Annotated in this window: 12 protein-coding genes; 11 read left to right on the forward strand and 1 reads right to left on the reverse strand. The window is 45.9% G+C overall.

Going from position 1 to position 15,273, the window contains the following annotated elements; genetic code table 11:
• Nucleotides 1-69: 69 nt before the first annotated feature.
• Both AYO36_RS07105 and AYO36_RS07110 read left to right on the forward strand, forming a co-directional pair.
• Nucleotides 70-663: a TetR/AcrR family transcriptional regulator gene (locus AYO36_RS07105; protein WP_064299956.1), complete on the forward strand. Its 594-nt coding sequence runs from the start codon at nt 70-72 to the stop codon at nt 661-663.
• Nucleotides 664-811: 148 nt separating this feature from the next.
• Nucleotides 812-1,249: a hypothetical protein gene (locus AYO36_RS07110; RefSeq protein WP_064299957.1), complete on the forward strand. Its 438-nt coding sequence runs from the start codon at nt 812-814 to the stop codon at nt 1,247-1,249.
• A gap of 45 nt (nt 1,250-1,294) precedes the next feature.
• On the opposite strand, the gene AYO36_RS07115 is transcribed toward AYO36_RS07110, so the two are convergent.
• Nucleotides 1,295-1,813, reverse strand: coding sequence for a hypothetical protein (locus tag AYO36_RS07115; protein WP_064299958.1), 519 nt, complete (start codon nt 1,811-1,813; stop codon nt 1,295-1,297).
• A gap of 473 nt (nt 1,814-2,286) precedes the next feature.
• Between AYO36_RS07115 and AYO36_RS07120 the strand changes: the two genes are divergently transcribed.
• From AYO36_RS07120 to AYO36_RS07160, 9 genes are all read left to right on the forward strand, one after another.
• Complete coding sequence (locus AYO36_RS07120; RefSeq protein WP_064299959.1) at nt 2,287-3,513, forward strand: MFS transporter; 1,227 nt, start codon at nt 2,287-2,289, stop codon at nt 3,511-3,513.
• A gap of 15 nt (nt 3,514-3,528) precedes the next feature.
• Nucleotides 3,529-4,050 (forward strand): GNAT family N-acetyltransferase, encoded by a 522-nt coding sequence (locus AYO36_RS07125; RefSeq protein WP_064299960.1) that lies wholly within the window; start codon nt 3,529-3,531, stop codon nt 4,048-4,050.
• 210 nt (nt 4,051-4,260) lie between these two features.
• Entirely contained in the window at nt 4,261-7,965 is a 3,705-nt protein-coding gene (locus AYO36_RS07130; protein ID WP_064299961.1) for an ABC transporter permease, read from the forward strand.
• Nucleotides 7,966-8,029: 64 nt separating this feature from the next.
• A complete protein-coding gene (locus AYO36_RS07135) occupies nt 8,030-11,758 on the forward strand; it encodes an ABC transporter permease (protein ID WP_064300396.1) in 3,729 nt (1,242 codons plus the stop codon).
• Between the two features lie 166 nt (nt 11,759-11,924).
• Entirely contained in the window at nt 11,925-12,818 is an 894-nt protein-coding gene (locus AYO36_RS07140) for a DMT family transporter (protein WP_064299962.1), read from the forward strand.
• Between the two features lie 28 nt (nt 12,819-12,846).
• Nucleotides 12,847-13,317 (forward strand): DUF7878 domain-containing protein, encoded by a 471-nt coding sequence (locus AYO36_RS07145; RefSeq protein ID WP_064299963.1) that lies wholly within the window; start codon nt 12,847-12,849, stop codon nt 13,315-13,317.
• A 20-nt stretch (nt 13,318-13,337) separates the two neighbouring features.
• Complete coding sequence (locus AYO36_RS07150; protein WP_064299964.1) at nt 13,338-13,856, forward strand: hypothetical protein; 519 nt, start codon at nt 13,338-13,340, stop codon at nt 13,854-13,856.
• A 233-nt stretch (nt 13,857-14,089) separates the two neighbouring features.
• Complete coding sequence (locus AYO36_RS07155; protein ID WP_064299965.1) at nt 14,090-14,968, forward strand: NmrA family NAD(P)-binding protein; 879 nt, start codon at nt 14,090-14,092, stop codon at nt 14,966-14,968.
• Nucleotides 14,955-15,248 (forward strand): hypothetical protein, encoded by a 294-nt coding sequence (locus AYO36_RS07160; protein ID WP_023468121.1) that lies wholly within the window; start codon nt 14,955-14,957, stop codon nt 15,246-15,248. The genes AYO36_RS07155 and AYO36_RS07160 overlap by 14 nt, the downstream gene beginning before the upstream one ends.
• Nucleotides 15,249-15,273: the final 25 nt, after the last annotated feature.

Consider the following 15,273-nt stretch of genomic DNA (forward strand, 5'->3'; position numbering starts at 1 on the left):
TTAATTTGATAGTCCATTTCTAATCCATTACACTAGAGGGAGAAGTATTTTTTATAAGAGGTGAGACAAATGAATGGTTTTGAAAAACGAACGGAAGAAAAGAAAAAACAGATTCTCGATACAGCGTTTCGCTTAATGAATCAACAAGATGGTCATAAGACAATGACAGTCGATGAACTTGCCAAACAGGCAAATGTCGCCAAAACGACGATTTTCAAATACTTCGGTAATAAAGAGGCATTGGTCCAAGAAGTGTACAAACGGTTCATTACGGAGATGAGTACATCCGTAGAAGTCATCTTATCCAAAAATGAGTCTTTCGAAAAAACGCTTCTTGAAATCAGCTTCAATAAATTACGATTTCTGAAGGATCTCGATGAATCGTTTTATCTTGAGATGATGCAACAAATCACAACGAAACAGGATGATGGCTTGTCAGTATTAATGGAGAAATTCGCAAGTGATAGTCACGCGATGATGCTCGATTTATTTCACCGTGGTCGTAAGGAACAGAAGATCGACTTGAAGTATTCCGATGAATTTTTGCTACTCTATTTCCAAACACTTGCGGAAGGTCTGTCACATCCCCAGATTTACGAGCAACTCTTACCTTACACGTCGAATTTCTCAGAAGTAATCATCAAAGGAATCTCACCTCGATAAATACGGTTTGACTTGAGAGTGATAAAACCTGACTAGGAAACGACATCGCCTACGGTTTTTGAAAAAATGAATGACCTCAATTGAAAAGGCAGCAATGTTGCCTTTCTATATTTTGGTAAAATAAAGAAAATCCATTGGGGGGTGCCTCATGAAACGTGGTCTAACATTAGCCGTTCTACTGATCCTAGTCGTTTGCATCATCGTTTTCGAACCGTTCCGTGGCGCGCCACCGAATCCCGAAGTCGAGGCAAAAGGAAAGGATGTTCCGACTGTCCAAGGATCTTATTGCTGGGATAGCTTACTCCGCAGTCAATGTGTCGATAAGACGTACCGTGACGGTCTTGACCTAGCAAAAGGGAAAACGCCAGTTACCGTCTCTGCTGGAGCACCCGTCCGTGTCGAATTATCTGGTGATCTTAAAAGCGTAAAACTATCACAATGGGATGATCAAAAACAGGAATCCCCTGTCGCTTTGAAAAAAGATCAGTTCAACGCCCCGACAGAACCCGGCCTCTATGCGTACGAACTAAACTCGCGCTGGGAACAAGGAGACGGACAATTCGGATTCTTACTGAAAGTGCAGTAAAAACAAATAACCCCCTTGACGTCATCGTACGTCAAGGGGGTTATTTCATCCTGCTTGGTGATAAAGTTGCAAAATTCCGAAGACGGTCAAGATGAGATAGCCTGTTCCGATGAACAGAAAGACTGGGCGAATCAATTGATCCTTCGGTTGACGCGTAATGCCTTCGAAGAAACAACTGATGATGAAACCGAGAACGAGGATTCCGCTATACATGGAAAGGAAGATGACGAGAAGACCAACGAGACTCGGATTCGTCAACGAAGGTGCTAGACCACCGACTAATACGGCAAGCACAACTGTCCCCATTACGATTCCGATAAGTGGATGGATCGTATTTAGTCGACGGATTACATCATGACGTTTGACGAAACGCTCCACTAGAATCTTCGCTGATTGACAGGTCAGTAAAAATAAGATTAAGAAATAGATTGCTTGCTCGACTGGACGGAACGTCGTGAAAAAGACAGCTCCGGTTAGAACAAGGAGTGGAGATATGAAAAAATCAAACGTTTCATTTCTTTCCCTCCTTTCGTACGACTTTCTTGAAAGTGAACGTGTGACCATGACAATGTATCATACAACCTGTTACATCTTTTACCATTTAGTTCGCTTTTTCTAATTTTGATATCTATGTATCATTTTCAATAATTGTAAAAAATTGATAAAATTCTTTACGGTTTCATTCTGTATATGCTAGGATGAGACAAATCATATGAATTAAACGCGTCGAAGAGAATAGTACGTCATCTCGGCTTTTCCTAGAGAGCTCCGATTGGTGGGAAGGAGCATCAGCCATTGACCGAATCAAGCCTCTGAGCAGCACGGTGGAACCGAATCGGGGATATTGTGACGGGTGCTCCCGTTATCGAGCTCAGGTATTTGCCGTTCTTGAACGGTCGTACCGATGAAGGCGGTACCGGTGACGGTCTCGCGAACAGGGGTGGCACCACGACACGCACAGTCTCGTCCCCAAGACCAACGTCTTGGAGGTGGGATTTTTTTATTGGCTTAAAACACTATAAAAAGGAGTGTGTCATATGTCGAATTGGAAATACCCTGGGTTGCTATTACTTGGTGTCGGTGTCTCGAACATCGGCGCTTGGGTCTACTTCATCGCCTTGAATTTAATTGTCCTTGAACGAACGGGATCAGCGTTCGCCGTCTCCGTTCTCTATATTCTGTTGCCGATCTCCGCACTGTTGACGAGCCTCTGGTCCGGTAGTGTCGTCGATCGGATCAATCAGCGCCGCTTGCTCGTCATGCTTGACGTCTCGCGTGCCGGGCTCGTCTTTTCACTGACACTGATCGATTCGTTGTATGTCCTCTATGCGCTCGTCTTTATCCTGAACATCGGTAACACACTGTTTGAGACATCGTCGTTGATCTACATGACGAAGCTCGTCCCGGAGACGAGTCGCCAACGGTTCAATGCGTTGAAGAACTTTATTCAATCAGCCGGTTTCATTCTCGGACCGTCGATTGCTGGATTTTTATTTTTGATCGGTTCTCCGGAGACGGCGATCATCCTGAATGCGGGAGCGTTGTTGTGTTCTGCTGTCTTACTGTCCGTCTTGCCCGACGTCCGCCAGGCAGCGACTCCAGCGACGTCCTTCTCGCTCCAAGTGATTCTTGCGGACTGGAAAGAGACACTTCAGTTTGCACGGACGCGGCGCTACATCACGCTCGTCTACGCTTTCTATGCGCTGATGATCGTCCTGATGAGCGGACTTGATTCGCTCGAAGCCTCGTTTGCGACGATCGTCCTGCAACTGGATGAAAGCACGTATGGATTTCTCGTCAGTATCGCCGGAATCGGCATCATCTGTGGTTCTGCCATCAATGCGACCTTCACACATCGCCTGTCGCTCCGTTTCTTGATTCAATTTGGAGCACTAATGACACCGATCGGTTATGTGATCTTTGCCACAGCGACATCGTTCCTGACGGCAGCAATCGGCTTTTTCTTGCTGACGTTCGCCCTTGCGTTTGCGAACACCGGCTTCATGACGTTCGCTCAAACGCACATTCCGGTCGAAACGATGGGACGATTCCTCAGTAGTATTCACGTCGTGCAGTCAGCTGGTGTCATTCTATTGACGGCGTTGATTGGCTTCTGTGCCGAGACCTCGATCCGCTTGACGTATACCGTCGCTGCGGTCAGCTTCCTGATCGTCGGTGGACTGATCGTCTGGATCGTCCAAGATCGAACGAAACGGCATTATTTTGCGACGGAAACAGACGAAACGATCAAGCTTTCGTTATGAGAAAGGAAGGTATTCATGCACTTGACCGCAGAACGAATTTTCCTACGCCCGATTGACGTGACGGATTCACACGTCTTATTCGAACAAACCCAGGATGAGACATTACGTTATTTAACTGGTACGACAGCAACGTTTTCGATTGAACAGATTGAACAGCACATTCTTTCGATTCAAGCTGATCCATCGCGCTTCGATTTCGCTATCTGTTTGAATTCTGGTGAAATAATTGGTGAATGTTCCATTTTAGACATTGAGGCAGAGTTGAAACAAGCGGGCTTTCGTATTTCGATGCGTGCCCTCCCCTGGACCGGTCAAGGATACGGGACAGAAGCGATCGCGTGTATCATCCGGTTTTGTTTCGAGGAACTTCGACTTCATCAACTTGAACTTGAAGTGTTTTCGCATAATGAGCGAGCCATCGCTTCGTATAAAAAAGTTGGCTTTGACATCGTAGAAACGATTCCTGATGCTGTATCCTATGAAGGGCGTTCGTTCGACGAAATCATCATGCGGAAATGTAGCCCACTCTATGCTTAAAAGAATCACTCCTGATGTAGCACCTCCTTCGTGAGGTGCTTTTTCTAATCTATTAAAAACGAACATAAATAATTAACAGATTTTTTAGTCAATTCACTATTATTTGTATATAATGGAAAAATAAAAAGAAATATATGGATATGTACATAAATGATAAGGAGGTCACATTACACAATTTTCTTCAAATCAAACGAAAGCGAGGGATAGTACATGCTGAGATTCATCTGGAATTCCTGGTGGCGTAACAAGGAGCGGTTCATCTTGCTCCTCGTCGGCGTCCTGATCGTCAGTACCGGACTGAGTTACTTGATCGGTACGACGCAAGCGAACAACGGAACGGTCGTCGATGAACTGCAAAAACGCTGGGGATCGTCGTACGATATCGTCGTACGTCCGGAAGGCAGTCGGAGCGTGACGGAAGACTTGAACCTGCTTGAACCGAACTATATGAGCGGACTCGACGGTGGGATCACCCGCAAGCAGTACGAGACGATCAAGCAGATTGCTGATGTCGAGGTCGCAGCACCAATCGCGATGATTGGTTATACAGCGACATCGAGTAGCGTCGGTACCCATACGATTCAAGAAGAAGGGATTTACCGCTTAAAAATCAAGGATTCTCAAAATACGGGACTCCAAAACGAATCTTATACCATGACAACGTTTCTCGCTGCTGGCTGGGAACCAATGGGTGATGCAACGCGCACAGGCGTCTCCCCTTTAAAACTTGGTGAACAACCCCTCTATGACTACGGCTCAGAAGTCATGATTGCCGGAATCGATCCTGCTGCTGAAGACCAGCTCGTCGGTTTGAAAAAAGCGACCACTACCGGAACATATAGCCGTTTCTTCAGCGAAACGGATCTTCCCGCTTCGTACGGTGATCAAGCGACGCAGATTCCGATTCTATTGAATTCTCGCGAATACGTCGATGCGACGCGCACCTATACATATGAAAAGGTAGCGCTTCCGTTCACTGCAACAGGCGTTGCAGACATGGTTCAAAAGATTGAACAAAAAGGTGGGAAAACATACCTGAGTAAACTACCGGTAGAAGAGCCTACCTCCTATTCGATCACGACTCAAGACGTCCAAAAAAAGCTGGTGGACGGTATCCTTAAAAACACCTTATCAACAGGCGATGCGAACAATAGTGATTCACTGTCTTCCATTACTTTGAAACCTTCACCGGTTGAATACAAAACGATTAAGAGTCCGTACGGTTCCCGTTGGCCCTTTACCTACCAAGTCCAACCAAAAGAGGTCGCCAAGGAATCCTTGCTCTTCAAACGAAGCATGTATCGCGAAGCACGTGAATTCGAAGGTGGCTTTAAAGGATGGAAACAAGTCCATCTCAACTATATCGGTGTCTTTAACCCACGGAAGCTCGATGTTTCAAAGGATCCGTTAACTGAACTTCCAATGGAAACTTACTTCCCGGCAAAAGCACAGTGGGTCATGGATCAAAATGATCGTCCGGTCAATCCAGTCCGTGACGTCAAGCCCGCCAACGACTCCTATGACTTCCTGACGAAACCACCATCGATGCTGACGACGCTCGACGCTGCCTTTAAGTTACGCGGGGATAAAGCAATTTCTGCGATTCGCGTCAACGTCAAAGGAGTCGAGACGATGAACGCAACAAGTGAGAAAAAATTGCAAGCTGTCGCACAAGAAATCGAGGATAAGACCGGTTTAATCACGGACGTCACACTCGGTTCCTCCCCGCAACTCGCCTTGACGTATTTACCCGGTCTAAAAGGAGAATCGGCACTCGGTTGGGTCCAGCAACCGTGGATCAAACTCGGGTCGTCGATCGCGATTTTCCAAGAGGCGAAAGTCGGAATGAGTGGCATCATCGCGAGCGTCATCGCTGTCGCGCTCGTCTACGTCTTCAGTTCGAACATCATCTTGCTCTATGCTCGAAAAAAAGAATTCGCGATTTTACTCTCGCTCGGATGGCGTTCACGGCAGCTATCGAGACTCCTCTTCCTAGAAGCGACACTTCTTGGAACGCTGGTCGCACTCATCGCCTGGGCGATTCTCGGATCATTTTGGATAACAGCGGATCACCCGATTGCTCTCGGACGCATCATCTTGATCGGATTGTCCGGGCTTTTGATCTACTGGGGCGGTACGATTGTTCCGACGTTACTCATCAGACGCATTCAACCATTTGAAAGCATGCGCTCTGGCGAAGTCTCAAAAGGACGTCGTTTCGTCCGGGCACAAAGTGTTCTTGGAATGAGCATCAACCAGCTCGCGACATACTGGCAACGTACGCTACTGTCCATCATCGCAATTGCCTTACCGACGAGCTTGTTCATCTTCTTCTTGTTCATCACGTTCCGACTGAAAGGCGTCTTATATGCGACATGGCTTGGTGAATACGTCGCGCTCGAAGTCGGTACGATGCATTATGTCGCAATGGGCGTCGCCTTACTCATCGCCATCCTGACGACGACCGAGATCATGTGGCAAAACGTCAACGAACGAAAGAATCAACTCGCCGTCCTGAAGGCAACCGGTTGGCGCAACGGTCAAATCCGACTTCTCGTCTTAAGCGAGGGAGTGATGACTGGACTCTTTGCTGGAATCGTCGGTCTACTAGTTGCCTTAGGAATGATTGGCTTCGTCTATAATCAGTTCCCGACCAGTGAACTCGGTTTCTTAAGTCTTATGCTCCTGATTCCGGTGACGACTGGTGTGTTTGGTGCCTTGCTTCCTGCCCAGCGTGCTGTGCGGATCACGCCGAACGCAGCCATCGGTGGCGTAAACGATAATCAACAATTGACCGAACGTCGCTTCAAATGGGCACTCGGTAGCATCGCTGCTACGCTCGTCATCGGGACGACGAGTTTATTCCTCCTCGCTGCACCTGAAACGAGAACGGCTCAAAAAGAAATAACGACACCAAAAGTACAAACGACCGGACAAAAATTAAAAAATCTCGCTCAAGATCCTGACGATAAGAAACATACTGCCGAAGACAACACGGCACTGGAGCAATTGATGAACGCAGGCGCTATTCAGACGTACCCGGGTGACCCGGCGGCGAAGAATTATGACTTCTTTGTTAAAAAGCTCGTCTCAACACCAAAAGAGTTAAAGCTCAAGGAGAAGTCAGGATATCGTTTCGTGACGATTCCAGTTTTCCTTCATAACCGGGATGAATTAGCTGCAGGTTCGTTTTCGTCGTATCGACCACAAACCTTCTCGTTGATTGCTCTTGACGGAAAAGAGTTCACTCCCGTCGATTATGTCAATCACGATAAAACGGCTTGGATAAATGCATTCAAATACATCAATTCGAAAAAATCCTGGGTCGATCTTGTTTACCGAGTACCGGTTGACCAAAAGGTGTTCGTCTTGCTTGCAAAAGATGAGGCCGTCGAAAAAACGACGACCGTCAAGATCACGCTAGCCGATATCAAAAAAGCGAATACGTCAGCTACTACTCCTTCAACAGAGGAAACGGAAAAATTAAAAACATTGATGGGGCGAGGTGTCACGCAAACAACTCCCGGGAATCCGAAACATCAATCTGATCGTTTTCATGTCGAGGCATTGATTGACACACCAAAAGAACTGAATCTAAAGCAACGTGCTGGTTATCGTTTCTTGACGATCCCTGTCGTCATGCAAGATACAGGGGATGATCTGGGAGGATTCATCACTTATCGTCCCAATCGGTATGCCTTGACAGACTTACAAGGAACCGATTATGAACCGATCGATTATGTGAATCGCAATGAGAAAGCCTGGAAAAACGGGTTTCAATATTTCGCACCGTACAAGTCACGAGTGGAGTTGGTTTATCAAGTACCAATCGACCAGAAACGATTCGTTCTGTTCGCTTCTGATCCAGCTTTTCCCAAACCAACGACCGTCAAAATCGATCTGACGAAACAATAATTTAATCACTAGGAGGAATTTGACATGGGTCGTACCATCATTGAAAGGAATCGAGGTTTTGTCGATGCTTAAATTCATCTGGAATTCCTGGTGGCGCAACAAGGAGCGGTTCATTCTGCTCCTCGTCGGCGTCCTGATCGTCAGTACCGGACTAAGTTACTTAATCGGTACGACGCAAGCCAACAACGGAACGGTCGTCGATGAACTGCAAAAACGCTGGGGCTCATCGTATGATATCGTCGTTCGTCCGGAAGGCAGCCGGAGCGTGACAGAAGACTTGAACCTGCTCGAACCGAACTACATGAGTGGGCTCGACGGCGGGATCACCCGCAAACAATATGAGACGATCAAGCAGATTGCTGACGTAGAAGTCGCAGCACCGATTGCGATGATTGGGAACTACAATACGAATGCTGAAACGGATACCTATAATTTCAAAGAACCGGGCATTTACAAAATTTCGTTTACGGATATGCAAGATACTGGGCTAAAGAAAGAAACAGAATCTTATTCATTCTTTGCCGGAGCCGGTTGGTTCCCTCCTGAGAGTGACGGATTGAATCGAGATGTTTCACCGCAAGAATTAGGCGAGTTTCCTATCTACGGTTACGGGAGCGCAGTGATGCTTGCCGGGATTGATCCGGAAGCAGAAGCACAACTCGTTGGACTCGATCAGGCAACCAAAAAGGCTACGCATAGTCGTTATTTCACGAAGGACGATGTCGTGAACGATTATGGTGACGGTGTTTGGGATATCCCATTGATCATGAACAGTCAGGAATACGTCAATGCTTCGCGGACCTATCGCTACGAGAAAGTCGATATCCCGCTCGTCAAAGATTCAATGGTTGAAACGGTGCGCAGTATCATGAAAAAAGGTGGCGAATCCTATCTCAAGACGCTTCCTGTTAAAGATACGAAGGAATACTATATTTCGACAGAGCAAGCATCAAAGCAACTTATTAAGAACATTCTCGAAGATAAGGTTCCGGAAAAAGCAAGTGGTAGCTTTGACTGGATGTTTTTAAAGCCATCGTCTATCGAGTATCAAACGATTGCTAGTCCCTTTGCCAAACGTTGGCCGTTCACCTATCAAGTAACACCTCAAGAAGTCGATAAGGACGCCCTCATTTCGAAACGATCTATGTATCGAAAAGCTCGTCTCTTCGGTGACAACACGGGTAACCTTGATAAAGTACCGAAAATGCATTTGAACTACATTGGTGTCTTTGATCCGAAGAAATTGAACATCTCAAAAGACCCATTGACGGAACTGCCGATGGAGACCTATTTCCCGGCGAAAGCCCAATGGGTCATGGACAAGAATGAAAAACCGGTCAATCCAGTCCGGGAAGTCAAACCGACGAACGATCCGTATGACTTCTTGACGAAACCACCATCGATGCTGACGACGCTTGACGCCGCCTTTAAGTTACGTGGTGATAAAGCCATCTCTGCCATTCGTGTCAACGTCAAAGGTGTCGAGACGATGAACGCGACGAGTGAGAAAAAGTTGAAAGCTGTTGCTCAAGAGATCGAGGACAAGACCGGTCTGATCACCGACGTCACGCTTGGCTCCTCACCACAGCTCGCGCTGACATACCTCCCTGGATTAAAAGGTGAATCGGCACTCGGTTGGATCCAGCAACCGTGGATCAAACTCGGTTCATCGATGGCCATCTTCCAAGAAGCGAAAGTCGGAATGAGCGGCATCATCGCAAGTGTCATCGCTGTTGCGCTCGTGTATGTCTTCAGTTCAAACATCATCTTACTCTATGCCCGCAAGAAGGAATTCGCGATCTTACTGTCGCTCGGTTGGCGTCCACGTCAGCTCTCGAAGCTTCTGTTCCTAGAAGCAACGTTACTCGGCACACTCGTCGCCTTGATTTCTTGGACGATCCTCGGTTCGTTCTGGCTGACGACGGATCATCCGATTGCCTTATCACGGATCATCTTGATTGGACTTGCTGGTCTATTGATTTACTGGGGCGGTACGCTCGTCCCGATGACGCTCATTCGCCGGATTCAACCATTCGAAAGTATGCGTTCTGGTGAAGTCTCAAAAGGACGTCGCTTCGTCCGGGCACAAAGTGTCCTTGGGATGAGCATCAACCAACTCGCAACCTACTGGCAACGGACGATCCTCTCGACAATCGCGATCGCCTTGCCGACGAGTCTGTTCATTTTCTTCCTGTTCATCACCTTCCGACTGAAAGGTGTCTTGTATGCGACATGGCTCGGCGAATACGTTGCACTCGAAGTCGGCACGATGCATTATGTTGCGATGGGTGTCGCTTTACTTATCGCTATCCTGACGACGACGGAGATCATGTGGCAAAACGTCAACGAACGAAAGAGTCAGCTTGCCGTCTTGAAGGCAACTGGTTGGCGGAACGGTCAAATCCGGACGCTCGTCTTAAGTGAAGGATTGAAGACCGGACTGTTCGCTGGAATCATCGGCTTACTGATCGCTCTTGCGATGATCGGCTTCGTCTATAACCAGTTCCCAACAGGTGAGCTCGGCTTCTTGAGTGTTATGTTGTTGATTCCTGCCATCACGGGAGTTCTCGGTGCCCTCATACCCGCTCAACGCGCCGTCAGCATTACACCAAATGCTGCGATTGGAAGTGTCGCAACGAATACGAAAGCGACGGAACGACGTTTCCGACTCGCCTTATCCGCAGTTGGTGGTGCCCTTGTCGTTGGTGTCGCTTCCCTATTCTTCTTTGCTACGACAGAAGAAGGACCTGCGTCCACGAAACCGGTACAAACAGTTGCACCAACGGTCAAGACGACAGGAACGAAATTGGCAGATGTAAAAGACAAGAAAAAGAAAGCGTCCTCTACGAAAAAAGTCAATTCGAGCAAGCTCGATCAACTAATGAATCGTGGAGTCGTTCAAACCTATCCGGGAGATCCTAAAACAAAAAGCAATATTTTCCATGTTGATAAACTTCTCCTATCACCTCCAAAGGAGTTGAAATTACCACCTCTTGATGATGAACAATATGTTACCGTTCCCGTCATCCTTGAGAACTACAAGGATAAAGACGCAAATGGCGGATATGGTATTTATAAGCCAAATCTATTCACGTTAGAGGATACAAGCGGTAATGTATACGGAGCTGTCGATTATGAGAACCGGAACCCAGACGCTTGGAAGGACGGCTATCGCTATTTCCCACCTTTCGTTTCTCGCGTCGATCTTGTGTTCCGTGTTCCAAGTGATAAAAATACGTATGTGCTTCTCGCGACAAGCGAAGCCATTGCGAAGCCGACGACCGTCAAAATCGAAGTCGATGCTGCGAGTGCTGCATCAACCAACGTGAAGACCGGACAAAAGAAACAGTCAAAGAAAACGAATACAGACGCCATCGAAGAACTGATGAATAAAGGTGGTCTTCAGACTTATGCTGGTGATAAAAATTTAATGAAAGAACGTGGGTTCATGGTCAGTTCGGCGAAACGTGTTCCACTTAAGAATCTTCCGAAAGATAAACAAGCCGTATCTGTCAGACTTGAGATGCAGGTAAAGGGTGAAGATTCAGCTGACTCTTATATCGACTATAAACCCTCTTCTTTCCCATTGATTGATCGTCACAAGAAAAGCTACACGCCTGAAGAAACGATTAACCTAAACAAAAAAGCCTATTCAGAAAGCTTAGGTTATTACGCTCCGTTACACTCAAAAATTGATGTCATCTACATCGTACCGAAAAATGAAAACACCTTCGTCATGAACGTAAAAACAGGATTTACCGGTTTTCTCTACACCGTTAAAATCAAATTATGATTGATGCTTCAATCTATTGGATCACTGACTGTCGTATGACGGTCAGTGATTTTTTGTTTATGCTGACAAATGATTTTTACTGAAATCGTTTGTTACACGACCATTTTTGTTAAGATGATAGACAGGAAAAGATTTGGAAATGAAAATACGTAAACGAGGATTAACCATGACATATTTCATGTATTTATTTTGTTTGATCGTCTGGGGACTGAATTTCATTGCTGTCAAAATCCAAGGAACACCTGTCGCCTTGGAAGTATCCCTGACCTATCGATTAGCGATGACCGCTGTTCTTTTCATTCTATTCGCGTTATTCGTTAAACGAACGAACAAACCTACCGCGACGGACATGCCTTTCATCGTCGTATTCGGTGTCTGTAACTTCGCGCTTAGTTACTTATGTCTCTATTACGCGACGATGTTAAGCTCTGCTGCGATCGTGACATTGATTTTCTCACTCAAGGTCATTCTGACACCAATCGCTCTGCGCTTGTTTTTAAAAGAGACCCTCCATGCGCGCGTTTGGATTGGCGGATGTTTTGGTATCATCGGCGTCGGTGTCCTGATTGTTCCGAGTCTAGGTAGCATCCATGGACTGACCGATTTAAAAGGTGTCTTGATTGCTCTAGTCGGCACGCTATTGACGTCAGTAGGTGACGCCAGTTCAGCGCGGAACGCCAAGCAACGAATTAATCCGGTTCATGCCAATGCGATCGGATTCACTGTCGCGAGTTTAGTGATGGGCGCAATCGTCATGATTCAAGGAACACCGCTTACGCTCCCGACAACAGCTACCTATCTTTCTGCCTTACTGTATTTAACTGTGATTGCATCGTTTCTTGCCTGGCTGTTTTATTTGAAACTCGTCGAACGGATCGGTGGTGCGAAGAGCGGCTATATGGTAGCACTATTTCCGCTAATTGGCGGTGTTGCTTCCGTAATGATCGGTGAATCGGCGCTATCTCTTCCTTTAATCATCGGGTGTCTATTTAGTTGCATCGGGGCTTCGATTGCTCTAGGGATTCGTCCGTTTCGGCAACGAAATAAAGTATTCAGCTAATGTCAATTCATGAACCGGAGTGATGAACGTGTCTTCTCAAATCAGATGTACGTATGATTTTTTAAATTCACCGAACGCTATTTCAAATGCTTCAGCAAAGGATATCCCCACGATTCTGTCGATTGAAGCGAATGTCAAAATCATCATTGATCATGCACTATATCTCGAAACATCGTTATCCATCTTCGAGTTTTATAAATCGTTGTATCGATGGAAAAGATTGGTGACGCCTTCATTCATTCCTGCCTTTTCTTATTATTCGGTGGAGTTTGACCATGATGAAGAAGGGGCAATCGTATCGATGGTCCCCTCCACGAATCAAGGAAATATTCAATCGATTTGGGGCGATGAACGGATGAACACTGTTTTTCCTCTCGACACCTTAGTGACATGCTTGTCTGATTTAGAAAGGCAACTTCGATTCGATCTTGAAGCGTACTTCGACATTCAGCTGGATGCCTTCATCCGTCACATTCCCTATTCGTCACCAAAACTTTAATAGAATGAGGAGACTTCTATATGCTTGATTTATCTCAGTTCCAGATAGAGCTTGATATCAGGAAGCCAACACCCTATTTTCAGTCAACACCAGAACGCCGTATCCGCTTTTTAATGGAAGACCTAAATGCTTCGCAGTTAAAAGAAATTCTTCAGACGATTTTTCAAGAAGACAGATCCATCCATCTTCTATTCGTTGCTGCGTACATTCATCGTTTTCGTCGTTATTCAGCAAAGGCACGAGTAGGCTCGTCGATCACGATTCGAAACTGGAAAGAGTATATCGTGGAAGATGAAGTAGCTCATAAAGGTGTCGTCTATGCGCATTTGAAAGATATAGAGCTCAATGAAATCATTTCCTATTGCACAAAAGTCTATCGAGGGCACACATCAGCTTACATCGTCTTTCATGACTCGGATTTCCTTTTGTATGTGTCGACGGATGTAGTGGATGTTATTGGCGATGCGACTGCGATTAAGTCACTCAAGGAAACATACGCGGAACTTTACAATAGCTTTCACGACAAGTACGTCGAGTAATATTCATAATAAACCTAGATATGTAAACATAATTATTAATAATTAATTTTTTTGAATATTAAGGTTCATATATTGAATAAATGGAATACTTAATCATGTTTTTAGCAGGAACTATCATCTATCCGGTATTTGAAAGATAATTAGGGTATTATATAACTAATACAAGTATTTTATTTACCACTTTCCAACATCAGTGATGCCTCGTTCATCTAAGAGAGGAAAGGAACCTTCCCATGATTTTCATTACGGACTTTTCTTCACCGATCGGGCAGCTCGTCAGCCAACGTATGCGCACGGAAGAACAGCCTTTTTGCATCGGGGTATCCGATCCACAAGCCGCTTCCGAATTATACGGAGAGCATTTTGACTTTCGTCGATTCAATGTCCAAGATGCCTCGACGTTCGTAGAGGCACTCGCAGGATGCGATCAAATCTTTCTCGAATTTCCTGCAAACGCGGACTTGGAAACATTCGAATATTTTATTCATTATCACAGACAGACTGCCCTGCAACACATCGTCTACCTCTCAGCCAAAGACGCTCTATCCCTCCCGTTCACGCCACATCATCGTATTGAAGTCGTCATTCGCCAAACCGACATTCCCTACACGATCATTCGTCCTAGCTACTACATGCAGCATTTAAACATGTTCATGCGAGATATGTTACGAGATCATGCACACCTCTTCGCACCGGCAGGAATTGGTAAGACGTGCATGATTGATGCCCGTGACGTAGCGACCGTCGTGATGACGTGTCTTGAAAACCCAGCCACTCACTTCAATAAAATCTATACGATCAGCGGTGAAGCGGCTTACAATTTTTACGAAGTCGCCCGGCTTCTCGGAGAAGAACTTGAAACAGAGATCATGTATACAAACCCGTCGATTGATTTTTTCCGGTCCTTTATGATGCAACATGGATTGTCTTACGAAGAAACCAATGAAATCATCAAACTTCATGTGCCGATCTTATTAGGTCTAGCGGATGAGACGGATAACCACTTTCTAGAACTAATTGGTGAACGACCGATCACCCTTCGGCAATATATAAAAGACCACCTATCCGATTGGGTAAATGAAGAGGAGGGCAAAGCATATGATTACTCATGAACGAGCACTGTTCGTTCGTCAATGCATCGTCGATTATTATCACCGGCTCGGCATTCATTGTCAGGTGACGATATTCACAGAGTACCCATTGCAATTGTTGCTCGACTTCGACTCTCGAAGAGATGAACTGATTACGCCTCAACGGCGAAGCCTCTCCTGTCGGTACATTCGCGCACACCTCATTTCTGCTTTGATCACATTCGATGATTCCTACACGCATGTTTACATGACGAAAGCGCCCTTTTCCTCCATGACGCGATATTGTCTCTTGATTGTCTGAAATCATCGTCAGTCAAAAATGAAAG

The sequence above is a fragment of the Exiguobacterium sp. KKBO11 genome, from assembly GCF_001644945.1.
GTDB lineage: Bacteria > Bacillota > Bacilli > Exiguobacteriales > Exiguobacteriaceae > Exiguobacterium_A > Exiguobacterium_A abrahamii.